The organism is Acidaminococcus sp. HCP3S3_H5 (genome assembly GCF_052122235.1).
Taxonomy (GTDB): Bacteria; Bacillota; Negativicutes; order Acidaminococcales; family Acidaminococcaceae; genus Acidaminococcus.
The window spans coordinates 1-24249 of sequence record NZ_JBQKCS010000007.1 but is presented as its reverse complement, the minus strand read 5'-3'; the positions used below and the strand labels follow the sequence as shown (position 1 = coordinate 24249).

The following is a 24249-nucleotide window of genomic DNA, read 5'->3' as shown; positions in this document are numbered from 1 at the left end:
ATTCCTTTATTTAAAAGTTTGACTTATATTTCCTTGAGCGCCAGTTTCCACCTCCGCCGTTACCTGCCCCTCGGCCACCCCTTCTGTGCTCTCCTTCATGAACAGGATCTTCACCGTGGCAAAGATGATCTTGAAGTCCTCGAACAGGCTGGGCCGGGCGATGTACATCAGATCCAGCAGCAGTTTGTCGTAGGGGGTGGTGTTGTACTGGCCATAGACCTGGGCGTAACCGGTGAGGCCGCATTTGGCCTGGAGCCTTAAATTCCATTCGGGCATTTCCTGGGCGTACTGGGCGGAGATCTCGGGGCGTTCGGGTCTGGGCCCTACGATGGCCATATCCCCTTTCAGGATGTTCAGCAGCTGGGGCAGTTCGTCGAAGCGGACGGCCCGGATGAACCGGCCCACCCGGGTGACCCGGGGATCGTTTTCGCCGGTGCTGAGCCGGGCCACGCCGTCTTTTTCGGCATCCATGCGCATGCTGCGAAATTTCAGGACGGAGAAGATTTTCCCGTCTTTGGTGAGCCGTTTCTGGCGGTAGAAGATGTCGCCGCCGTCGGTGATTTTGATGGCCACGGCCACGCAGAGCATCACCGGAGAGAAAATCACCAGTGCCACCAGGGACAGGACGATGTCGTAAAGGCGTTTGAAGAACAGGAATTCGGGACTGGGGTTGTACCGCTGCACAGCCATCATGGGCAGGTGGAACAGATGGACTTTTTTGGCGCTGTCCATGATCACATCCCCGATCCGGGGAATCACATAGGTCCCGACCTTATGGGCCACACAGTATTTGGTGATCCGATTCCGGTCATGGCTGTGAAGGCCGCAGCAAAAGACCACTTCGGCCTGGCCGATGGTGCCGGGGATATCCTGGATGCATTCCTCCACCGGGACTACGGACTGGACATCGAAATGGACATCCATGCCGTACTGCTTCACCAGTTTGTCCACGTTCTGGCCCTGGCCCAGGATCACCACGGTCTTTTTGGGCGGGAACTCCCGGAAGTACCACTGGTGGGCCGCCACGGTCCACAGGGTGATCAGGAAGAACTGGAGCAGGAAGGTGGGCACAAAGGGGAAGAAGCTGATGTAGTGCCGGTTGATCAGGATGGTGATGAGATACAGGATACCGTCGCTGATCAGGGCGGCCAGGGCCTGGCTGTACACCAGCTCGTAAATGCGGCTGATGGGCAGGCTGTAGCCGTTGTACAGATGGGATGTAAAGTAGTAGAACAGGCCGAACAGGAACACCATGATCAGGTTGCCTACGTAGTAGAAGGGATGGGTGATCTGGCTGGCATAGAAGTAGGACCAGCAGAGCCAGAAGGCCCCGGTGACCAGCAGGATGTTGAAGCCGTTGAGAAGTTCCTGTTGTATTTTTTTGTGCATGGATGTGGTCATGAAACGGTTCATGGTTGACCTCCTATTCGTTCATCGTTTGTCGTGGGGCGGGCCTGCTGCCCCTACGGTTCCAGTGCAGGATCTGCGTGCTGGGGAGTGCAGGTACGTCGCTCTTCACTCTTCACTCTTCACTCTGCACTCTGCACTATTCCTGTTCCCGCTTCCCCTTTTTCTTGTGATGCTTCACATGGTTCTCATCGTAATAATCGTAATAATAATAGCCGTATCCGTAGCCTTTGTGCTGCTGGGGAACGCCGTTTAAGACGACCCCCAGGATGTTGGCTTTGCCGGCCTGGAGACGTTTTTTGGCTTCCTGGACTTCTTCGGGAGCCACCATGCCGGAACGGACCACCAGAACCACGCCGTCGGCCAGGTTCCCCAACAGAGCGGCGTCGGTGACGGCCAGCACCGGGGGCAGGTCGATGAACACATAGTCATAGGCTTTGCCCGCCTGGTCCAGCAGCTGTTCCATTTTTTCCGATCCGATAAGCTCGGAGGGATTGGGCGGCACCGGGCCGCTGGTCAAAAGATCCAGGTTGGGGAACACTTCCGGATGGACCACCTGGGCAAAGGGGACTCCCTGGGCCAGGCAGTTGGTGACCCCCTGGTTGATGACCCCGAAAATCTTGTGCTGGACCGGCTTCCGCAGGTCGCAGTCCACCAGGAGGACTTTTTTCCCGTCCTGGGCCAGGGTCAGGGCCATATTGGAAATGGTGGTGGACTTCCCTTCCCCAGGGACGCTGGAGGTGAAGCAGATGTATTTCAGGTCCTGACCGGCTCCTGCAAACTGGAGGTTGGTCCGGATGGCCCGGTAGGTTTCCGCAATGGGAGACTTGGGGTCATTTTCCACAATGAGTTTTATTTCTTCCATAATTTCCTCCGCAGGCCGGCCCAGAATCCTTCTTCTTCCGGCTGTTTATGGTCTCCCGCTTCCGGGATCACCCCCAGGACGGGCAGTTCCAGATACTGTTCCACGTCAGCAGCAGTACGGATTTTCCGGTTCAGCAGGGTCCGGGCAATGGTAAAGCCGGTGCCTCCAAAGAGACCCAGGAACAGGGCCAGCACCAGGGTCAGCAGCTTCCGGGGTTTGATGGGTTTGTCCGGCAGGGTGGCTTCGTCCACCACCTGGACTTCGGTAGGCACCATCACTTCCGCCACTTTGGCTTCTTCCAGCCGTTTGGCCAGCATCACGTAGATTTCCTGGGCTACGTCCGCATCCCGTTTCACCTGCAGGTAACCCTGCTGGGTCTGGGGCAGCTTGGCGATTTCGTCAGCGTTCTTCTTTTCCAGCTGGTCGATGGCGGAATTCTTCCCCTGGGCCACGGCGATCAGGGCTTCGTTGGTGAATTTGTCACTGAGGAGCTTCTGCTGGACGGTGCTGGAAGAGGGCGCCTTCTGGGCGATGATGGCCTGGATCTCCCGGCGGAGACTGTAGCGGGCGGCCCCAATCTGCCGGTTGATTTCCTTCATTTTAGGGTTCTCGCTGGTGTATTTTCCGGTGTAGCCGGCCTTTTGGGTTTCCAGATCCACCAGCTTGTTCTTGGCCTGCTGGATGGAAGGGCTGTCGGCCAGGGAGGCCCCGGCTCCGGACAGCTGGTCGTTGATGGACCCCAGGGCGGCCTGGGCGGTTTCCATATCCAGTTTGTTCTGGGCCTTGGCTTTGTCCAGGTCGGTGATCCGTTCCGCCAGGCTCTTCATCTGGTTGTCGGTGGAGAAGATCTTGTGCTTCACCTGGTAGTTTTTCAGTTTGGTTTCCGCATCATCCAGCTCTTTTTTGGAAGATTTCACCCGCTGTTCCAAAAATTCCCGGGTGGCAGCGGATTCCGCATGGGACAGCTCCGTCAGCCGGTCCAGGAACCCCTGGACCAGCAGCTGGTTGGCTTCCTGGGCCTGTTCCGGGGTCTTGCCGGTTACGTCCACTTCCAGGATTTCCGTATCCTTGTAGGGCTTGGTGATGATGTGAGCTTTCACATAGTCCTCGTACCGGGGATACTTGCCGTCTTTTTCCTCTTCGGTCTGTTTGATCACCGGGATCACCACATGGCGGCTTTTGAGGATTTCCGCATGGGTGTTCATCTGCTGTTTGGTGAGCTGGGCGTTGCCCATGGGCAGCTGTTCCATAATGGAACTGGACAGGCCTTTTTCCTGTTTGATCCGCAGCAGGGCGGTGGATTGGTAGGTATTGGGGACAATGAGCAGATAGGCCACGGCCAGGCCCAGGAACCCGCCAGTAATCTTGGCGATGGTTTTCTGGTTGGTCCGGACGATCTGCCACAGTTCCCGCAAATCGATTTCCTGTTCGTTCAAGATGGTTTCTCCTTTTAATCGTTGTTGTCCTTGATTTCCGAAATCATGTAAGCACCGCTGAGGAACGGAGCAATATCCCGGGCAAAGTCGATCCGGCCGTTCTTGGTGAGATACAGGATGTCCCCTTCCTTCAGGACCAGGTTGTCCTTCAGGTTGCCGGTTTTCAGCATATTGTTCAGGTTGATCTTGATGGCCTTGTTGGTGTCGTCCTGGTGGATCAGGAACACCTTCTTCTTGGCCGCATCCCAGGTGAAGCCCCCGGAAGCCCCCAGAGCGTCCATAATGGTGTGGCTCTTGGTAAGTTCATAGGTGCCGGGCTTCTTCACTTCTCCAAATACATGGACCCGGATGCCCCCCAGTTTCACGATGTTCACGGTTACGTCCGGTTCCACATAGTACCGGGAAAGGCCGTTCCGGAGATATTGGGTGAACTGGTCCACGGTCATGCCGCTGGCGTTGATTTCCCCCACCAGAGGAAAGGAAACGGTGCCGTCAGGACGGACGGTGTAGGGTGTCTCCTGGGAATTCTGGAGATTGGAGCTGATGTCCTGCTCCTGGATGACGACGATATTCAACTGATCCCCCGGGCGCAGGGTGTATTCTTCCGCCCCGGCAGGAAGGGCCAGGGAAGCCAGGGCAAAGGCCATGGCCAGGATTTTCTTCTTCATGGAGCCTCCTTGGAGTCGTTGGTTTCTTGCAGAAAACTATTTCTGTAAATACCAATATTTGTACAGGAAAATCATTCTGTTTTGTCACAAAGCAAGAGGGGCACAGGTAAACGCCTGTACCCCCCCAAAAAGTTGTTCACAACTTCTTTATTCAGTTGACGGAAGACCGCATTTGTTCTTCCTTTACAGGCAACTGTCCAATATACCATATACTTCCGTATAATTAGATATACAGTATTATAGCAAAAGAATGGACCGTCTGCAACTCAAATTTGACAGATTTGAAAACCAGGTGAATTTTAATCGAGAATTGATGATTTTTAAGTGTATTTTGTTGCTTTTTTCACCAGGGAGGGGAAGTTTTCCATCTGCTTTTATTGTACAAAAAACAGTGGGTAAAAATCCTCCCTGAATAGGATTCAGCCAAAAATTTTTGCCCAGAACCCCCGTTTTTTCCGTGGGGGCTCGTGAGGCGGGTCGGGGTAGAACACCTTCCCCTGGGTCAGGAGCCGGCTGTGGCCATCGCAGGAGGCCAGGAAATCCGTCCCCCCGGCCAAGGCAAGGACGGCTTCCCGGGCCTTCCGGGTGTCGGGATTCCGCCAGTCGGTCCGATGGGCATCGCTGCCCAGGAAGTGGATCATCCCCCGGTCCAAGAGCCAATGGACGCTGCGGACGGCGGATTCTCCGAAATCCCCGGTAAAACTGCCCCAGTTGCTCTGGAGCAGGATCCCCTTCTCCACCCACTGGCGGACCGCATCGGGATGGGACATGATGTGCCGGTACCGTTCCGGATGGGCCAGGATGGGCAGATAGCCCCGGAGCTGGAGCTGGTACAGCAGGTTCCAGGTTTCCAGGGGAGCGGCGGTGGGCAGCAGTTCCACCAGAAGGTAGGCGGTGCCGGCCAGGCAGTAGGCTTTGCTTACCCCGGGTCCGGGGAGGTAGTTGAGGGTGTCTGCATCCAGGCTTACCTCGGCCCCCGGGTGGAGGCGGATGGGAATCCGGGCCTCGTCCGCAGCCTGCTGGAGCTGGGACAGCCGTTCCGTGATGGTGTCCCAGTCCGGGCAGATGCCCCGGCGGTGGAAATGGGGGGTGGCAAAAAGATCGGCGGTGCCGGCCTCCGCTGCCTGGCGCAGCATGGCCAGGGACATGGAAAGGTCCCGGGAACCGTCGTCCCCGGGGATGTTGTACAGGATGTGAGAGTGAAGATCGAACATGGTTGATACCTCGTAATAGTGGAAGGTGCCGCATCAGGCGGCACCTTCCGTCACTGGTCAATTGTCACTGGCCCCAGGAAGCCAAACGCGGCTGGCGTTTGGCTTTGAAAGGAAACGCAGCCTGAAGGCTGCTAACCCACCACCAGCCTTGCGGCTGGTCCCCCGCCCTTGAAAAGGGCGGATATATCCTCGATTGCTTTTACGCCATGCAGGCTATACACCGGTTTCTTTATCCACCTTTTTACAGGGCTGATGTTCCCGCAGCCAACGCCCATTGTTTTAAGTGGGCACCAGGGCATAAAGCCAGTGCCCACTATCCGCCCTTTTCAAGTGCGGGGGACCGTTGCGCCTGCGCAATGGTGGTGGGTTAGCAGCCCATGGCTGCGTTTCCCCTGGCGGGAACCTGCTGCCAGCTGGTTCCTTCCTGACGGCTGACAGGTCTGCTGCCCTGCAGCAGACCCTTAATTTTTCGTCCAGGTTCTGGGATAGAACAGGATCAGCATGGGCAGCAGTTCCAGTCTGCCGGCCAGCATGTCAAAGATCAGGATCAGTTTGGACAAGTGGCTGTATGCATAGAAGTTCCGGGTGGGGCCTACTCCGGCCAGGCCGGGACCGATGTTGTTCAAGGTGGCAGCCACGGCGGTGAAGTTGGTCTCAAAATTGAACCCGTCCAGGCTTACGGCCAGTACGGACAGAAAGAAGATCAGGAAATAGGTAGTAAGGAAGATGTAGATGGAATTGAGCATTTTGCTGTCCACGGTCTTCCCGTCCATACGCATCCGCTGGACCCCATGGGGATGGAGCACCTGGCCCAGTTCCAGGAAGATGGATTTGCAGGTGAGCACCACCCGGCTTACCTTCACCCCGCCGCCGGTGCTGCCGGCGCAGGCCCCCACAATCATCAAAAGGACCAGGATGCATTTGGAGAAGCTGGGCCACAGGTCGAAATCCACGCTGCTGTAGCCGGTGGTGGTCATGATGCTCCCCACCTGGAAGAAGGCGGCCCGGAGGGCTTCCTCCAGGGTCTCGAACCGGTCCCGGATCTGCCAGGCAATGGCCAGGCCAGAGGCCAGGATGATGCCAAGGTAAGCCCGGACTTCTTCCATGGCAAAGGCTTCCTTGAAGCGGGTGATCAGGAACAGATAATAGAAGCCGAAGTTCACCCCGAAGGCGATCATGAACAGGGTGATGATCCACTGCTGGATGGGGGTGTAGCTGGCGCAGCTGTCATTGATGATGCCGAAGCCCCCGGTGCCGGCGGTGCCGAAGGTGATGCACAGGTTGTGGAACCAGTTCATGCCGGTAAGGGCCAGCAGGGCGATCATAATAAGGGTCATGCCCAGGTAGATCTTGTAGAGCACAATGGCGGTGTTCCGCACCCGGGGCACGAATTTGGACACGTCCGGACCTGGGCTTTCCGCCTTCATCAGGTTCATCTGGGTGCCGCCCCTATTTGTGGGGATCAGCATCAGGATGAACACCAGCACCCCCATGCCCCCGATCCAGTGGGAAAAGCTCCGCCAGAACAGGGAGGTATGGGACAGGGCCTCCACATCGCTGAGGATGGATGACCCGGTGGTGGTGAACCCGGAAACGATTTCAAACACCGCATCCACATAGCAGGGGATCTCTCCGGTGAGCACAAAGGGAATGGCTCCGTAGAGGCTCAGGAGGACCCAGGACAGGCCCACGGCCACGAACCCTTCCCGCTGGTAGATGGCCTTGTTTTTCACCTTCCGCCGGCCGGTAAGGTACCCCAGGGCAATGGCCAGGATGGCCAGGGCGAAATAGATCATTCCCTGGTCTTCCCGATAAATGAGGGAAATGATGCAGGGCAGCAGCATCAGGGCCCCCTCGGTACAGAGGATCCAGCTGAGCACCTGCCCGATCACAGGATAATTCATACAGCTCCGTCTCCTTTATTCCAGGATGTTTTCCATATCGTGGAAGCCCAGATGGGTGGTGACCACGATCACCGTATCCCCCACCTGGAAGGCGTCCTGGCCACCGGGAATGATCAGCTTCCCTTCCCGGACGATGCCGGCGATCAGCACGTTCTTCTTGATCTTCATTTCCGCCAGTTTGGGCCCAATCAAAGGAGATTTTTTGTCCAGGAGGAATTCCAGGGCCTCCACCCGTCCGTTCATGAGCCGGTACAGGGTTTCCACGTTGGATTCCATGCTGTTGCCGGCAGCCCGGACATACTGGACGATCTGCTGGGCAGTAAGCTGTTTGGGGTTGACGATGCTGTCCAGCTGGAGCCCTTCGATCACGTCCCCGAAGTCCACATGGTTCACCTTGGTAACCACTTTCTTGGTCACATGCTTCATGGCATACAGGGACAGGATGGCGTTCACTTCGTCCATGCCGGTGCAGGCCACGAAGCCGTCCATGCTTTCCAGATGCTCTTCCTTCAGCAGTTCTTCTTCGGTGCCGTCTCCGCAGTCGATGGTGGCCCCGGGCAGGGCTTCCACCAGTTCTTCGCATCGGGCCATATCCCGCTCGATGATGGTCACATCGGTGTGGCTCTTCAGGAGCATTTTGGCCAGGTAATAGCTGAGCTGGCCGCCCCCTACGATCATCACGTTTTTGCATTTGTTGGTGCGGACGCCGATTTTCTTGAAGAAGGCCTGGGCATCCCGGGGCATGGCAATGATGGTCAGGATGTCCCCTTCCCGGATCACCGTATCCCCGTTGGGGACGATGATGTTGCTGTTCCGTTCGATGATGCACACCAGAACGTTCTCAGTCAGGTCGGCAATGTCCTTCAGGGACCGGCCGATGAGCACGGAAGACTGGGGTACCCGGAACCGGAGCATGTCGATCCGGTCCTTCGCGAAGCTGACGATCTCAATGGCGGAGGGAAAGTTCAGCAGCCGGGAGATTTCCTTGGCGGCTTCCATTTCCGGATTGATGGTCATGGACAGGTTCAGGCCCTTCTGGAGGTAGTGGCGTTCGTCGGAATAATGGGGGCTGCGGACCCGGGCGATGGTGTGGCACTGGTGGTTGTTCAGTTTGGCAATGACGCAGGTAAGCAGGTTCACCTCGTCGCTTTCGGTGACGGCAATGAGCATGTCCGTATGTTCCAGGTCGGCTTTGGCCAGGATGTTGAAACTGGAACCGTTGCCTACGATCCCCATTACATCGTAATTGGTGGAAATGTTCCGGATGATGGTGGGGTTGGTGTCGATGACGGTTACATTGTTGTCTTCCTGGGTGAGCTGGGAAATGATGCTCCGCCCCACTTTGCCGCACCCTACAACTATGATTTGCATGATTGAACTCCTTTTGCGCAGGCGTTGCACGCCTGCGGTCAATTGTCAATGGTCAATGGCCAAAGGAAGCCAAACGCTGCTGCGTTTGGCTGGGATGGAATACCCCTCTGGGAGGCCGGGACGGGCTTGCCTTTGGCGAGCCCCTACGGGCGTTGGGGTCGGACCATCGGCGAACTGTCCCAACAACCGCCTGCAACAGCGTAGGGGCGTGCCGCAGGCCCGCCCTTCCCCGGCCGCCCGGAGGGCCCTTTGTTAATCTCCTCTACTATACACCAGCCGCCGAAAAAAATCCACAGTTTTGTTACATTCCATACAATATCTTCTATAACTTTTTTCTTTTTTTCTGGCTGTTCCGGGCTTTGGTCCGGGGCTGTACCGGGGGCCGGACGGGCTGGAGCCGTTGTTCCACCCCTTTGGCCAGCATCAGGCCCAGGACCCCGGTGGCCAATTGCAGGGGCAGGAACAGGGCCAGGGTTTTGGCAACGGCCCCCCAGGGCAGCTGGAGCAGATGGAGAGCCCCCACCATGCCGATGCCCAGGACCAGGGTCTTCCCCAGCGGGGCCCCCAGGTACAGGGCCGGCCCCCGGACGGCACCCCGGGTCAGTTCCACGTACATGCCGTTGCCCAGGGCGATCACCGGCACCACCGGGCCCAGGATGTGCCCCTGGAAAAAGGCGATTATGGCCAGCGCCCAGCAGATGGTCCAGGCCAGCACCCGGGTGGTGAACCGGCCCGCCAGCACCAGCGTGGCGTTCACCAGGGTTCCGATAAGCAGGGTCATCACCGGCACCGGCAAAGGCAGCACCAGCCGCAGCTGCTGACTGAGCACCCCAATGGCCAGAAGCAGGGCTCCCCGAACCAGAAGAGGAAGAGAATGGGACATGGAATTGGCTCCTTTCAGGGTATGTGCAGATATTCTGAACTTATTGTAATCAGCCGGACGAAAAAAGGCAAGACGGACGGTGTTCAATAGTCGGAAGTCGGAAGTCTGGAGTCGGAAGCCTCTGGATAGAACCTGTCCCCTGGCCAGGTTCCTTTGAAGATGTAAAACCCTAGTGCTCACAAAATGAGGGTTGAGAATCCCGTTGGCGGTCATTATAATAGATAAGATAGATTCATTTCAATACTGCAGGGACCGATCCTGCGTACCCCATATTCCTGTAAACCTGCAAAGGAGCTTTCTGTGAAACAGCGCAATCTTGTATTCGACAACCTCCGGGGCATCTGCATGCTGGGGGTCATTGCCATCCATGTGGGGAGCATGGCGGTCAGCGACGCCGTAGCTTCTCCTTTTCTGGTGCTCATCACCAACATCCTGAGCCGCTACAGCGTACCGGCCTTCTTTTTCATCTCCGGCTACGGGCTGTTCTACAGCAAGCCTCTGGAGCAGCCCCTCCGGTATGGGAGCTTTGTGAAGAAACGGATGAAAAGCATCGGCCGTCCCTATCTGCTGGCGTCCCTGCTGTACCTGTGCTACTACGCCTTTTTGAACCGGGACATGAGCGTGCTGGATCCTTCCAACATCCTGTTTTCCCTGTTCTTCGGCACGGCCCAGTACCACATCTATTTCCTGGTGATCCTGATTTGGTTCTACCTGCTGTTCCCTCTGTGGCGGGCCCTGATGAGGGGAATGGAAAAAATCGGCCTGAAACTGGCCCTGCCGGTGCTGTTTGCAGCCCAGGTGCTACTGTTTGAGGGAAATTTCCGGTTCTGGGCCTATCCGGACTGGATCGCATCCAGCCCGGCCCTGCTGAACCTGTGCAATTACCGGCTGAACTATTTTCCTTTTTTCTACCTGTTCATCTTTATTCTGGGAGGAGTGATTGCCCGGCATTATGACAGCTTCCAGCAGCTGATCACTGGGCGGAAGGCCCTGCTGACGGCGTTCTTTACTGCCAGCGCCGGGTTCAACACCTGGCTTTTTTACCGCTGGACCTTCAAATGGCAGATGCCCTATGAAAGCACGGTAAACTACCTTCAGCAGCTGAGTCTGCCGGGGCTGGTCTACACCATTGCTTCCATACTCTTTTTCAGCATGGTGATCCAAAGCGGCCGCTATCCTCTGAAAAAAGCCCTGAAGGGCATGAGCGACCGTTCTTTCATCATCTACCTGATCCACCCGGTGTTCATCGATCAGCTGGAATATGTATTGAACCGGACCGTTGGGATGCAGCGGGTTCCCATGGAAGCGTTCTATCTGGCAGTGCTGCTGCTGTCCTGGGGATGTGCGGAGATATGGCATCGGTGGAGACAGCGATAGTCGGGAGCTTCTGGACAGGAGCTGTTGCACATAAAAAATATATGTGCAACAGCCCTGTAGTCGGAAGTCAGAAGTCTGAAGTCGGAAGCCTCAGGACAGGACCCGCCTGGCTGGACGGGTCCTTTTGATTATATAAAACCAGAATCGAAATCAATCTGAGTGATCATTTCGTCTAAGGGTTCTGCATATTCAAAAATTTGCGTGCAAATTTTTCATTCGGCTCCAGACTTCAGACTCCAGACTTGAGCCGCTACGCGGCTCTATAGCTAGGGGCTGTTGCACAGAACGTGCAACAGCCCCTTTATTTTTGTTTTAAACTTTCAATTAATCCAGTCAGGCATCTGCTTACTTCAACACACAGACTGCAGACTTTATCTCTTTTCTCCTTTGTCAGATACCCTCTGGCTTCACTGAGCAGAATTTGTGTATCCAATTCAGCACAGGAGCCTCTGGCAATCAGCAAAAAACGAATAAAATCCTTGTCACTGCTGCGTGCTCTTCCTTCTGCAATATTACTGGGAATAGAAACGGCTGCCCGTCTCATCTGATTGATCAAGCCAAGGTTTTCTTTTGATGGATAAGTTTCTGTAACGTCGTAAATGCAATTGGCCAGCTGCATACTTTTCTGCCATACAATCAGTTTTTTATGCAAATATTCCATATTGTAACTCCTGCTGCATCCCTTTATTCATTTTCTTTGGAATAATCGGGAGTTATGCAGACCTGGATGACCATATTAGTAGCAACCAGGTCTGCTTTCTCTCCACGATACTGGTTGACATCTTCAAAAAATTTGCCTGCAAATTTGTCCTGAGGCTTCCGACTTCAGACTCCCGACTTCCGACTGGTAAGCCCTGCACCGCAGGGCTTACTTCACATTAATCTTCCCCGCATATACACTCCCTGTGGTCACATCCAAAGTCACCAGGTCCCCGGTTTCCAGGGCTTCCATGGCTCCTTTAGCTCCTACGATCACCGGGATGCCGTAGTTGATGCCGATGATGGCAGCCGGGGAGGTGAAGCCGCCTTCTTCGGCGATGATGCCTCCGGCCTGGGCGGCACAGGTGCCCATTTCATTTTCCAGGGCGGCTACGGCCAGGATCATGCCCGGTTTGAACTGGTCCAGGTCTGCTTTCTTTTCCACCCGGAGGACAATACCGCTGGCGGCTTTCTTGCCGATGCCCTGGCCGGATACGATCTTCTGGCCTACATTGACCACCTGGATCAGGTTGGTGCTGCCCACTTTGCCCACGTTCATGCCGGCGGTGACCACCAGGGAATCCCCTTTCTTGATCAACCCTGCATCCAAGGCGTTCTTCAGGGACGCTTCGATAAGGGCATCGGTGCTGGCTTTGTTTTCCCCTTTCAGGGGGGTCACGCCCCAGTACAGGTTCATCCGCCGCAGGCTTTCCTCTTTGGGAGAAACCCCCAGCACATGGGCTTTGGGCCGGTATTTGGCCACCATACGGGCGGTGTAGCCGCTTTCGGTAATGGACATGATGGCGTTGGCTTCCAGTTCCTGGGCAATCTGGACGGTGGCGTGGCTGATGGCGTCGGTCATCTGGACCTGGGCCCCGATGCCCTTGTGCTGGAACACCCCTACATAGTCGATGGCTTCTTCCGTCCGTTTGGCGATCCGGGCCATGGTCTGGACGGCTTCCAGAGGATAAGCCCCGGAGGCGGTTTCCCCGCTGAGCATAATGGCGTCGGTGCCGTCAAAAATGGAGTTGGCAATATCGTTGGCTTCTGCCCGGGTGGCCCGGTAGTTGGTAATCATGCTTTCCAGCATCTGGGTGGCAGTGACCACCGGCTTGCCCAGGGCGTTGCATTTGGCAATGATCTGCTTCTGGACAATAGGCACGTCTTCCATGGGGATTTCCACCCCCAGGTCCCCACGGGCCACCATGACTCCATCCACCACCTGGAGGATTTCGTCGATGTTGTCCACCCCTTCCTGGTTTTCGATCTTGGCGATGATCCCCATGGGAGACCCCAGTCTTTCCAGAAGACGGCGGATTTCCATGGCGTCGTGGGCATTCCGGACAAAGGAGGCGGCCACATAGGTCATGCCGTGCTGGGCCGCAAAGGTAATGTCGGAAACATCCGCATCGGACAGGAAGGGCAGTTTCAGGAAGGCTCCGGGGACGGCCACCCGTTTCCGGGAGGAGATTTCCCCGCCGTTCACCACGAGGGTGTGGATTTCCCGGTCGGTGGTGGACTGGACTTCCAGGGACAGTTTCCCGTCGTTCAGGAGGATGGTGTCCCCCCGCTTCACTTCTTCCGGCAGGCCCTTATAGTTCACATGGGCCTTTTCCGCAGTCCCTTCCACATCGTCGATGGTCAGGGTGAATTCGTGGCCGGGCACCAGGGTGGTCTTGTCCCCCTTGAACAGCCCCAGGCGCATTTCCGGCCCTTTGGTATCCGCCACATACCCTACCAGCCGGCCTGCTTCCTTTTCCGCTTCTTTCAGCAGGTTCAGCCGGGCTTCACATTCGCTGTGAGAGCCATGGGAGAAGTTGAACCGGGCCAGGTCCATGCCGGATTTGATCATATCCACCAGCAGGTCTTTTTTGTCGGTGGCCGGTCCCAGGGTGCAGATGATTTTCGTTTTCTTCATGAAATGTTCCCCCTCTGAAATATCCATGATGGTTCCGGGAAAAGCATCATGTACTTTTTCCAAAAAAAGTCCGGACTTGTAATAAGCCCGGACTTTTCAGTTCCGTTTGTAAAATTAGGATTCTTTGAAGGCTTTGATCTTTGCAGTCAGCAGAGGCAGAATCTTCAGAGCATCGCCAACGATACCATATTTGGAGATCTCGAACATAGGAGCGTCCGGATCCTTGTTGATGCAGACAATGGTATCGGATTTGCTCATGCCGGCTTTGTGCTGTACAGAACCGGAAATACCGCAGGCGAAGTAAATCTTCGGGGTAACGGTTTTACCGGACTGACCCACTTGCCGAGGATGTTCGATGAACCCTTCATCCACTGCAGCACGGCTGCCGCCTACGGCGCCGCCCAGTACATGGGCCAGGTCATACAGCAGGGAGAAGTTTTCTTTGGCTTTCATGCCGCGGCCGCCGGAGCATACGAACGGTGCATCGTCGATGGCCATTTCCCCTTCGCTGACCACTTCTTCTCTGCGGATGCAGGTTACCCGGTCATCCACATGGTTCTTCAGGGTGTAGTTGATTACTTCGCCGGTACGGGAAGCATCGGGTTCCATAGCCTTGAAGGTCTTGGGACGAACGGTACCCATCTGAGGACGATGTTCTTTGCACAGGATGGTAGCCATGATGTTACCACCGGCAGCAGGACGGGTCCATTCGATCAGGCCGTCTTCTTCAGCGTCCAGGATGGTGCAGTCTGCGCACAGACCAGTGTTCACCCGGGCAGCGATACGGGGCCCCAGGTCACGGCCGTCGTTGGTGGCACCGATGAATACAGCGGAGGGCTGGTAAGCATCGATCATTTCGCAGAAAGCATTGGTGTATTCGTCAGTGGAATAATATTTGAAAGCAGGATCCTGGCACACATAGACCAGATCAGCGCCCCGGGCAATCAGTTTGGACGGAACGTCTTTGGCATCGTCAGTGATCAGGACAGCAGCCAGTTTCTGGTTGCATTTGTCAGCCAGTTTCCGGCATTCACCCAGCAGTTCATATACAACATGGACAGGTTCGCCTTTGTAATGTTCAACATAGACCCATAAATCTTTTTCGTTACCGGTCTTTAAACCTTTCGTGTTAGCCATTTATACCCAACCTCACTTCGTAATAATCTTGTCTTCGATCAGTTTGTTAACCAACTTATCGACTGCAACAGCAGGATCTTCATCGTCGAAGATTTCGCCGTGTACCTGGGTCACTTTCGGAGTGAAGCTCTTCATAACCTGAGTCGGAGAGCCGGCCTTGCCGATGATGTCCAGAGGGATTTCCAGGGCAGCGGCGGTGTAAACAGGGATTTCAGCCTTTCTGGCTTTCATTTTGCCTCTGATGCTGGCAAAACGAAGATCCTTGCTGCGCATTACGGTTACTACGCAGGGCATCTTCATGGTGAAGGTCATGGACATCTGTTCGTTGTCTCTGTCAACCACGACGGTGTCATCTTTGACCTGAACCTTCAGAGCAGCGGTAACCTGGGGCAGATCCAGATGTTCAGCGATTTCAGGACCAACCTGGGCAGTATCCCCATCGATTGCCTGACGGCCGCAGAGGATCAGATCAGGAATGCCGAAATGTTTGATGGTGTTGGCCATGGCTGCGGAAGTAGCCAGGGTATCAGCACCGCCGAAAGCTCTGTCGCTGACCAGTTTGGCTTCATCAGCGCCAACAGCCAGGCAGTCTCTCAGGACGGATTCAGCATGGGGCGGTCCCATGGTGATGACAGTTACATGAGCACCCAGTTCGTCTTTCAGCTGCAGAGCCGTTTCCAGAGCATACTGGTCATAGGGGTTCATAATATTGGTTACACCATCTCTGACGAGGTTGTTGGTAACCGGATCGATCTTCATTTCAGCGGTATCCGGTACCTGTTTAACACATACAACGATGTTCATTACAAAGCGACCTCCTAAAAATCATATAGTTCAAAACCACACAGCCCCATTGTAACACGTGTGTTCCCGGTATGCAAGGGATTGCAGGAACTTGTCAGACTAGCCTTTCAAATTTTGTAAACTCCTGTATACAATCTGTATAGTATGATTTTCTCCATTTTCCTCTTTAATTCTAAATTGACGAATAATTCCACGCAAGTTCTGTAACGGAAATTTCTACAGAATTGTGGGACAAATAATTGGGGATTTTCTGTGAATATAAGGGATTGCTTATGAAAAAGAGGGTGTTGCCCAGGCAACACCCTACAATTCCATACTCCCCTTCCCCAGCACCCGTTCTATGGCCTCGGAGAACCCAGGGGCATCCAGTTCCACCCAGAACCTGGGATTGGTACGGATGACCTTTTTAGTGTCTGCCACGTGGAGGTACACCGGGTTCTTTCCATGGAAGGCGGCGAAGATCCCTCCCAGCTGCTGCTGAACAGCCTGGGTGTTCTTCCCTGGGCCGATATGGAGATGGACTTCTTTGGCCGCCTCCTGGAGGGGCTCCACTTTGTTGGCAAAGATCCGGGCCTGTTCCTCGTCCAGCTTCAAGACCCCCTGGATCATGACGATCCGGTCCTTGTCGATGTTGGCCCGGCTGACGGCGTAAGCCCGGGGAAAGGCGATCACGTCCAGGCTGCCGGTCAGATCTTCCAGCACAAAGGAGGCCATCCGGTCCCCGTTCCTGGTGGACCGGAGCCGGAGATCGGTGATGATGCCCCCTACGGCGATCCGTTCCCCGTCCTTGTAATTTTCCTCGCTGCACCGGATGAGCGGCGTCAGCCGCCGGAGGGCATTCCGGTAGGCATCCAGAGGGTGCCCGGTCACATAGAACCCGATCAGTTCCCGTTCCAACCGGAGGATCTCCTCTTTGGGGATTTCCGGCAGGTTGGGGATGGGGATGGTGTTGGCACTGGCAATGTCTTCCTCCCCGAAAAGCCCCAGCTGGCCGGTGATCCGGTCCCGCTGTTCACTGGCCGCCGCTTCCAGGGCCGGGTCCATAATGGCCAGCAGCTGACTCCGGCGCAGGCCGAATCCGTTCATGGAACCGCTTTTGATCAAGGCTTCCACCACCCGCTTGTTCACCTTGGACAGGTCAACCCGGCGGGTAAAATCGAAGAAGTCCTTGAAGGGTCCCCGTTTCGCCCGTTCCTCCAGGATCACGGACACGGCCGCATCCCCTACGCTTTTGATGGCCCCCAGGCCGAACCGGATGGTATGGCCGTCCACGGAGAACCCGGCTTCACTGGTGTTGATGTCCGGAGGCAGCACCTGGATGCCCATATCCCGGCACACTCCGATGTACCAGCTGACCTTGTCCGCCACGGTGATGATGCTGTTCAGGAAGGCGGCCATGTATTCCACCGGGTAGTTGGCCTTCAGCCAGGCGGTCTCATAGGCCACCAGGGCATAGGCGGCGGAATGGGATTTGTTGAACCCGTAGCCGGCGAAGTGCTGCAGAAGGGCGAAGATCTTATCGCCCAGTTCCCGGCTGATGCCGTGGAGCTTCTGGGCTCCCTCCAGGAATTTTTCCTTCATGGAATCCAGGAGCTTGGCCTTCTTTTTCCCCATGGCCCGGCGGAGAATGTCTGCTTCCCCCAGGGTGAAGCCCCCCAGGGTGGATACGATCTGCATCACCTGTTCCTGGTACAGGATGACCCCGTAGGTATCCGCCACAATGGGCTCCATAAGCGGATGGAGCACCTGGGCGGTGCGTCTGCCGTGCCGGCCGGCAATGAAGTCTTCAGCCATGCCGCTGCCCAAGGGACCGGGCCGGTACAGGGCCACCAGGGGGATCAGGTCTTCGAAGCCTTCCGGGGCCAGCTGTTTCATGAGCCGGGTCATGCCGTCGCTTTCCATCTGGAACACCGCCGCTGTATCCCCGATACAGAGCATTTTGCAGGTTTTGGGATCGTGGAGGTCGATGTGCCGTATATCCACCTCCACCCCCTGGTTCCGTTTGATCATCTTCAGGGCGTCGTCGATGACGGTCAGGGTCCGGAGACCCAGAAGATCCATCTTCAGCAGCCCCAGGCTTTCAGACCGGTCCTTGTCGTACTGGGTGCAGATGTATTCATGCTCATCGTCGCTGCTGGAAGTGATCTGGAGGGGCACATAGTCCGTCAGTTCCCCCGGGGTGATCACCACTCCTGCCGCATGGGTGGAGGTGTGCCGGGGCATCCCTTCCACTTTCTGGGCAAAATCCAGCAGCTGGGCGATGTTGGGATCCTGGTCCCGGAGTTCCCGGAGCTCCCGGCTCCCTTCCAAGGCCCCTTTCAGGGTGGTGCCCGGGGTGTTGGGGATCAGTTTGTTCACTTGGTTCACCACGTTGAGAGGAATGTCCATGGCCCGGCCCACGTCCTTGATGGCGGCTTTGGCGGCCAGGGTCCCGAAGGTGATGATCTGGGCCACGTGGCTTTCCCCGTATTTCCGGGCCAGGTAGTCCACCACCAGGTGGCGCTTCACGTAGCAGATATCCGTATCGATATCGGGCATGCTCACCCGTTCCGGGTTCAGGAACCTTTCAAAGATCAGGTTGTACTTCAGCGGGTCGATGCTGGTGATGCCGGTAAGGTAGGCCACGATACTGCCGGCGGCGCTGCCTCTGCCGGGGCCCACCGGGATGTCGTGGCGGCGGCTGTAGTTGATGAAGTCCCACACAATGAGGAAGTAACCGGAATAGCCCATCTGTTTGATGATTCCCAGTTCGTATTCCATCCGTTTCCGGGCGGTGCCGTCGTCATCCGGGTACCGGGAGGGAAAGCCCTCTTCGCACAGTTTCCGCAGGTAGCCGTCCATGGTCTCCCCGGGAGGCAGAGGGAATTCCGGCAGGAGCAGATGGCCGAATTCCAGCTTCACATTGCACCGCCGGGCGATTTCCAGGGTGTTGTCCAGGGCTTCCTGGTCTTCCGGGAACAGGGCTTCCATCTCTTCCCGGCTCTTCAGGTAGTAGGAATCGTTGTTGAACCGCATCCGCTGAGGATCCAGGTACCGGGCGTTGGTCTGGATACACAGGAGGATGTCCTGGCCGGCGGCGTCTTCCTTGTGGATATAGTGAAGGTCGTTGGTGGCCACCAGCCGGATGTTGTGCTTTTTGGCCAGACGGTGGAGTTCCTGGCGGACGGTGGCCTCTTCCGGAAGCCCGTGGTTCTGGATCTCCAGGAAATAGTTGTCCCGGCCGAAAATGTCCAGGTATTCCAGCATGGTCTTTTCGGCGGTTTCCAGTTCTCCCCGGAGGATGTGACGGGGCACTTCCCCGGCGATGCAGGCGGACAGGCAGATGAGCCCCTCGCTGTACTGGCGGAGCACCTCTTTATCAATCCGGGGCTTGTAGTAGAACCCTTCCACTTCCCCAATAGACACCAGCTTCATCAGGTTCTGGTAGCCGGTCTGGTTTTCCGCCAGAAGGATCAGATGGTACAGTTTGCTCCGGGTTTCCAGGCTTTTGTCCAGATGGGACCCGGAAGTGATATACACTTCGCAGCCGATGATGGGTTTGATCCCGGCTTTCTCACATTCCTGATAGAATTCAATGACCCCGTACATGACCCCATGGTCCGTAATGGCCAGGGCCGGCATCCCCAGCTCCCTGGCATACTGGACCAGTTCCGGGATCCGGCAGGACCCATCCAGGAGGCTGTATTGGGTATGGGTATGCAAATGGACGAATTGGTTCATGGGTGCTCCTTTAAAAAAGGGGGCTGCGCTGCAGCCCCCGTCAATGGTCAATTGTCAATGACTTATCCTCTGATGGTATTCACTTCTCCCGGCAGATACATGGTCACTTCCGGGGAGACTTCGGTTTCTGTGGCTCCGATGGTGTAGGCTACGCCGGCCAGGTAGTCCTGAGCCCGGATCTTGTCCGGTTCCTGCAGGTCGTTGAGACACATAAGGAGGCCCTTGCCTTCCAGGATCAGCTTGCCGTAGGCAACAATTTCTTCCAGGCTGGCCGGTGTCCGCAGACACAGATCCAGGTTGGGCGTGTCCAGGAGCGTCAGTCCGGGATTCTCACTTTCCCCTGCCGGAGTTCTGGATGCAGAAGATCTGGACGATTTGAAACTGGCAAACATGAGCACATCCCTCCCTTCTTTGTATTTCTTTATTTTACACCAAAATGGAAGAGAAAGCAAAAAAGAGGGGCTGCTGCAAATGCAGCAGTCCCTCTTATTCTTATGCCCGTGCGTTCCGTGCTCTTTGACGGGAACGTTCCTGACGGGACAGGATCTTCTTTCTCATGCGGATGCTCTTGGGGGTGACTTCAACGGTTTCGTCGTCGTTGATGTGTTCCAGGGCCCCTTCCAGAGAGAAGGTCTGGGGCGGAACCAGACGGACAGCGTCGTCGCTCCCGGCGGCACGCATGTTGGATACGTGTTTCTTCTTGCAGGGGTTCACGTCCATATCGTCTTCCCGGCTGTTTTCGCCGACGATTTCCCCTTCGTACACTTCTTCACCAGGGTTCACGTACATGGTGCCTCTGGCCTGGCATTTGTCAATGCCGTAGGCCGTGGTGGTACCGGCTTCGAAAGCCACCAGGCTGCCCCGGGTACGGCCCGGGATATCGCCCTTGTAGGCACCCCAGCCGGCGAACACGTGGTTCATGATCCCGTTGCCTTTGGTGTCGGTGAGGAACTGGTTCCGGAAACCGATCAGGCCCCGGGCAGGGATGATGAAGTCCATCCGCAGGTAGCCGGCCACTTCGGTCATGTTCTGGAGTTCAGCCTTCCGGATCCCCAGCCCTTCCATCACAGGGCCCATGAAATCCTGGGGCACTTCGATGGTCAGTGCTTCCATGGGTTCCAGCAGCTTGCCGTTTTCATCCCGGTGCATGATTACGGTGGGTTTCCCTACCTGGAGTTCGAACCCTTCCCGGCGCATGGCTTCGATGAGCACGGACAGATGCAGTTCCCCACGGCCGGACACCTTGAAGGTATCGGCGCTGTCGGTGTCTTCCACTTTCATGGAAACGTTGGTTTCCACTTCTTTGTACAGACGGTCACGGAGATGGCGGCTGGTGATGAAGTCCCCTTCCTGGCCGGCAAAGGGGCTGTCGTTGACGGAGAAGGTCATGGACAGGGTGGGTTCGTCCACCTTGATCCCCTGGAGCTGTTCCGGGTTGTCCACATCGGCAATGGTGTCGCCGATTTCAGCAGTGCTCAGGCCGATCAGGGCAATGATGTCCCCGGCTTTGGCTTCAGGCACTTCCACCCGTTTCAGACCTTCGTAGGTGTACAGACGGCCAATCTTCTGGGTGGTGCGCTTGTCATCATGCATCAGGCACACGTTCTGGCCGTTCTTGATGGTGCCACGGACCACACGGCCCACCACGATCCGGCCCACATAGTCATCGTGGTCCAGGGTGTTGACCAGCATCTGAAGCGGAGCATCCACATCCACGTCAGGAGCGGGGATGCTTTTGATGATGGTGCGGAACAGAGGTTCCAGGTTGTCGCTTTCGTCATCCATGGACAGCTTGGCAATGCCCTTCTTGGCGGAGGCATAGACCACCGGGAAATCCAGCTGGTCGTCGTTGGCGTTCAGTTCGATGAACAGGTCCAGGACTTCGTCCACCACTTCTTCCACCCGCTGATCCGGACGGTCGATTTTGTTGATGACCACCACCGGTTTCAGATGATGTTCCAGGGCTTTCCGCAGTACGTATTTGGTCTGGGGCATGGGGCCTTCATAAGCGTCTACCAGCAGCAGTACGCCGTCCACCATGTTCAGCACCCGTTCCACTTCACCGCCGAAGTCAGCATGGCCCGGAGTGTCCAGGATGTTGATCTTGCAGCCATCGTGCATAACGGAAGTATTCTTGGCCAGGATGGTGATCCCACGTTCTCTTTCCTGATCGTTGGAGTCCATGACCCGTTCCTGCACCTGCTGGTTGGCCCGGAATACACCGCTCTGCTTCAGCATGGCATCCACCAGGGTAGTCTTACCGTGGTCGACGTGAGCGATGATGGCAATGTTACGCAAATCATTTCTAATCATAAAAGCCCAATCCCCTCTTATTTCCAGATAAATCAAGAGGATGCTTGTCTGGAAGCATCCTCAAAGTAAACTGCATCATTTCGACTTTCCTATTATATTCTTTTCCCCTCTGGATGTCAAATACTGTCACAATGTTTTCATCACATCGTCAATGTATTTGCGGATTTTGTCCATCTTGGCCCGGATATCGGGGATCCGGCGGGGATCGTGGGTGATGAGCTGTTCCAGACGGCCCTTGTACACCAGATAATCCTTTTCGAAGTTCCGCAGGTAATCCCGCATGTTCTGGATGGCCGGTTCGCTGGTGATCACCTTGGTTTCCTCGATCCGCCAGTCGGTGCCGTCGATGATGGCGGAATCACCGAAGTTGGGGATGTAGGTGGCGCAGCCCAGTTCCGTATTCAGCAGGTGGGCAAAGGAGCTGGCGGCATCGTATTCCCCGTGGACCACGAAGAAGGCCTTGGGCTTTTCCTCCATACCCTTGTACAGGGCCAGCATCTGGTTCCGGTCCGCATGGGCGGAAAAACCACTCAGGTTATAGATCTTGGCCCCCACCACAATGTCTTCGCCCATGATCTTCACCTTTTTGGCCCCGTCGATGAGCCGCCGGCCCAGGCTGCCTTCCGCCTGATACCCGGCAAAGATCACGGAAGAATCCTTCCGCCACAGGTTGTGTTTCAGATGGTGGAGCACACGGCCTGCATCGGCCATGCCGCTGGCGGAGATGATGATCATGGGGCTGGGCATGTCGTTGATGGCCTTGGATTCCGCCGCCGTCTCCGTGTACTTCACATTGGGCATGTCGATGAGTTTCCCCTTCTGCTGCCGGAAAATGGTCCGGGCTTCCTCATCATATTCTTCCGGGTTGAACTGCATCACCTGGGTGGCCTTGATGGCCATGGGGCTGTCCACCATAATGGGGACCACCGGCAGCTGGCCGCTGTGCATGAGTTTTTGGAAGTAGTAGAGCATCACCTGGGTACGGCCTACGGCAAAGGCGGGGATGATCACGTTGCCTCCCCGGCTCAGGGCTTCCTTCATCACGTCGCACAGTTCCTTTTCCCGGTCGATCTGTTCATGGAGCCGGTTCCCGTAGGTGGATTCGGTAATGATGAAATCGGCGCCGGAAATCTGATGAGGATCGTCCAGGATGGGCACATTGGGCTGGCCCACGTCCCCGGTGAAGATCAGCTTGGTCTTCTTCCCGTTTTCTTCGATCATCAGGTTCACCAGGGCACTGCCCAGGATATGGCCGGCCACCCGGAACCGGAAGGTGATCCCCGGATACAGTTCCACGTCTTCATCGTAATCGTGGGTGATGAAATGCTTCAGGGTCAGGTAGGCGTCGTCGGCGGTATACAGGGGTTCCACCACGGATTTCCCGGCCCGGAGACCTTTCCGGGTGGCGATTTCCGCATCGGATTCCTGGATGTGTCCGCAGTCAGGGAGCAGGATCTGGCACAGTTCTTCGGTAACCGGGGTGCAGTGGATGAACCCCTTGAACCCTTCCTTGATCAGTTTGGGCAGAAGGCCGCTGTGGTCGATATGGGCATGGCTGAGGATCACCGCGTCGATTTCTCCCGGGTTGAAGGAGAAGGGTTTCCGGTTCAGTTCCCGGATCAGCTTGGGTCCCTGGAACATGCCGCAGTCCAGCAGGATCTTCTTTCCGTTCACTTCCAGCAGGTGACAGGACCCGGTGACAATTTTGTCCGCTCCCAGGAAGGTGATTTTCATGAGGCGTCCCTCCTTTAGAAAAGTTTCCAAATTAATCCATCAGTTAAACTACCTATAGTATAACACGATGTGGTACAATAGTTCCATGGATTTACCAGAAAGGGTGTACATTATGAAAAAATCTCTGTTCTTTCCTTTATTATTTGTTTCTCTGCTGTCGGTTCCTTCCCTGCTTTTTGCCCAGGAAGAGAAAAAGGATTCGCCGAAAGCAGCAGTTACTGTTGCAAATGATACAAAGCAGCCTGCACCCTCTGGAAAAAAGACAGAGGAAGCCCTGCCCACCCCTCCTACGGAAGAAGCTGCGGCCTGGACCCTGGTGGGCAGCAACAGCAGCTATGATGTGTACTATGATTCCCGGAGTATCCAGTACGACGAAAAGACCGGGATCCTGACCATCTGGAACAAATGGGTGCGAAAAGGAGCCATGGGCACCGCCACCCGGACCATCCTGCTCCAGAGTAAATACGACGTACGGCTGCGGGTGGTATCCGATCTGGTCCAGTACACCTACAACGGGCTGGGGAATGAAACGGGAAAGCAAAAAGTGGAAGACCAGTCCTGGTATCCATTGAGCCCCAATACGTTGGGGATGGAGCTGTGTGAAGCGCTGAAAGGGTATTTGCTGAATAATTGAAAGAAGGGGCTGTTGCAAACGCAACAGCCCCTTCTTTCTGTCAGCGAACCGCTGACAAAAAAATTCCGCATCCATCAGATGCGGAATTTTTCTAACCGGCAGCTCCCTATCCTCCCGGACCGTTTCCAGTCGAGTACTTTCGGCGTATAAGGGCTTAACTGCTGT

The 24249-nt window shown here is 55.9% G+C and carries 18 protein-coding genes; 2 read left to right on the top strand and 16 right to left on the bottom strand.

Going from position 1 to position 24249, the window contains the following annotated elements:
- Positions 1-6: 6 nt before the first annotated feature.
- The 8 genes from ACTQY5_RS09235 to ACTQY5_RS09200 form a co-directional block, all read right to left on the bottom strand.
- Entirely contained in the window at positions 7-1413 is a 1407-nt protein-coding gene (locus ACTQY5_RS09235; protein WP_308664654.1) for a sugar transferase, read from the bottom strand.
- Positions 1414-1546: 133 nt separating this feature from the next.
- Positions 1547-2272 carry a CpsD/CapB family tyrosine-protein kinase gene (locus ACTQY5_RS09230; RefSeq protein WP_308664655.1) on the bottom strand — a complete coding sequence of 242 codons (726 nt, stop codon included), beginning with the start codon at positions 2270-2272 and terminating at the stop codon, positions 1547-1549.
- Positions 2260-3708 carry a GumC family protein gene (locus ACTQY5_RS09225; RefSeq protein ID WP_441369106.1) on the bottom strand — a complete coding sequence of 483 codons (1449 nt, stop codon included), beginning with the start codon at positions 3706-3708 and terminating at the stop codon, positions 2260-2262. Before ACTQY5_RS09225 ends, ACTQY5_RS09230 begins: the two co-directional genes overlap by 13 nt.
- A gap of 14 nt (positions 3709-3722) precedes the next feature.
- Complete coding sequence (locus tag ACTQY5_RS09220) at positions 3723-4376, bottom strand: polysaccharide biosynthesis/export family protein (RefSeq protein WP_308664657.1); 654 nt, start codon at positions 4374-4376, stop codon at positions 3723-3725.
- A gap of 419 nt (positions 4377-4795) precedes the next feature.
- Entirely contained in the window at positions 4796-5590 is a 795-nt protein-coding gene (locus ACTQY5_RS09215) for a tyrosine-protein phosphatase (protein ID WP_441369105.1), read from the bottom strand.
- Positions 5591-6051: 461 nt separating this feature from the next.
- Positions 6052-7494, bottom strand: coding sequence for a TrkH family potassium uptake protein (locus ACTQY5_RS09210; RefSeq protein ID WP_441369104.1), 1443 nt, complete (start codon positions 7492-7494; stop codon positions 6052-6054).
- A 15-nt stretch (positions 7495-7509) separates the two neighbouring features.
- Positions 7510-8865, bottom strand: a complete 1356-nt coding sequence (gene trkA, locus ACTQY5_RS09205; protein ID WP_441369103.1) for a Trk system potassium transporter TrkA — start codon at positions 8863-8865, stop codon at positions 7510-7512.
- A gap of 322 nt (positions 8866-9187) precedes the next feature.
- Positions 9188-9748 carry a hypothetical protein gene (locus ACTQY5_RS09200; RefSeq protein ID WP_441369102.1) on the bottom strand — a complete coding sequence of 187 codons (561 nt, stop codon included), beginning with the start codon at positions 9746-9748 and terminating at the stop codon, positions 9188-9190.
- 300 nt (positions 9749-10048) lie between these two features.
- On the opposite strand from ACTQY5_RS09200, the gene ACTQY5_RS09195 reads away from it, so the two are divergent.
- Positions 10049-11125 (top strand): acyltransferase, encoded by a 1077-nt coding sequence (locus tag ACTQY5_RS09195; protein WP_326831139.1) that lies wholly within the window; start codon positions 10049-10051, stop codon positions 11123-11125.
- 301 nt (positions 11126-11426) lie between these two features.
- On the opposite strand, the gene ACTQY5_RS09190 is transcribed toward ACTQY5_RS09195, so the two are convergent.
- From ACTQY5_RS09190 to ACTQY5_RS09155, 8 genes are all read right to left on the bottom strand, one after another.
- Complete coding sequence (locus ACTQY5_RS09190) at positions 11427-11786, bottom strand: four helix bundle protein (RefSeq protein WP_154488622.1); 360 nt, start codon at positions 11784-11786, stop codon at positions 11427-11429.
- A gap of 207 nt (positions 11787-11993) precedes the next feature.
- A complete protein-coding gene (gene pyk, locus ACTQY5_RS09185) occupies positions 11994-13742 on the bottom strand; it encodes a pyruvate kinase (RefSeq protein ID WP_022487062.1) in 1749 nt (582 codons plus the stop codon).
- Positions 13743-13856: 114 nt separating this feature from the next.
- Positions 13857-14879 carry an electron transfer flavoprotein subunit alpha/FixB family protein gene (locus ACTQY5_RS09180; RefSeq protein ID WP_022487063.1) on the bottom strand — a complete coding sequence of 341 codons (1023 nt, stop codon included), beginning with the start codon at positions 14877-14879 and terminating at the stop codon, positions 13857-13859.
- A 12-nt stretch (positions 14880-14891) separates the two neighbouring features.
- Positions 14892-15683 (bottom strand): electron transfer flavoprotein subunit beta/FixA family protein, encoded by a 792-nt coding sequence (locus ACTQY5_RS09175; RefSeq protein WP_022487064.1) that lies wholly within the window; start codon positions 15681-15683, stop codon positions 14892-14894.
- Between the two features lie 303 nt (positions 15684-15986).
- On the bottom strand, positions 15987-19403 hold the full coding sequence (locus tag ACTQY5_RS09170) for a DNA polymerase III subunit alpha (RefSeq protein WP_441369101.1): 3417 nt from the start codon (positions 19401-19403) through the stop codon (positions 15987-15989).
- Between the two features lie 62 nt (positions 19404-19465).
- Positions 19466-19795, bottom strand: a complete 330-nt coding sequence (locus ACTQY5_RS09165) for a cell division protein SepF (RefSeq protein ID WP_279128416.1) — start codon at positions 19793-19795, stop codon at positions 19466-19468.
- 100 nt (positions 19796-19895) lie between these two features.
- Positions 19896-21716, bottom strand: a complete 1821-nt coding sequence (gene typA / locus ACTQY5_RS09160) for a translational GTPase TypA (protein ID WP_154488624.1) — start codon at positions 21714-21716, stop codon at positions 19896-19898.
- A gap of 126 nt (positions 21717-21842) precedes the next feature.
- The gene (locus ACTQY5_RS09155) at positions 21843-23450 is read right to left on the bottom strand and encodes an MBL fold metallo-hydrolase RNA specificity domain-containing protein (protein WP_154488625.1); all 1608 of its coding nucleotides are present in this window, start codon (positions 23448-23450) and stop codon (positions 21843-21845) included.
- A gap of 112 nt (positions 23451-23562) precedes the next feature.
- Between ACTQY5_RS09155 and ACTQY5_RS09150 the strand changes: the two genes are divergently transcribed.
- Positions 23563-24084 (top strand): surface-adhesin E family protein, encoded by a 522-nt coding sequence (locus ACTQY5_RS09150; RefSeq protein ID WP_022487070.1) that lies wholly within the window; start codon positions 23563-23565, stop codon positions 24082-24084.
- Positions 24085-24249 lie beyond the last annotated feature (165 nt).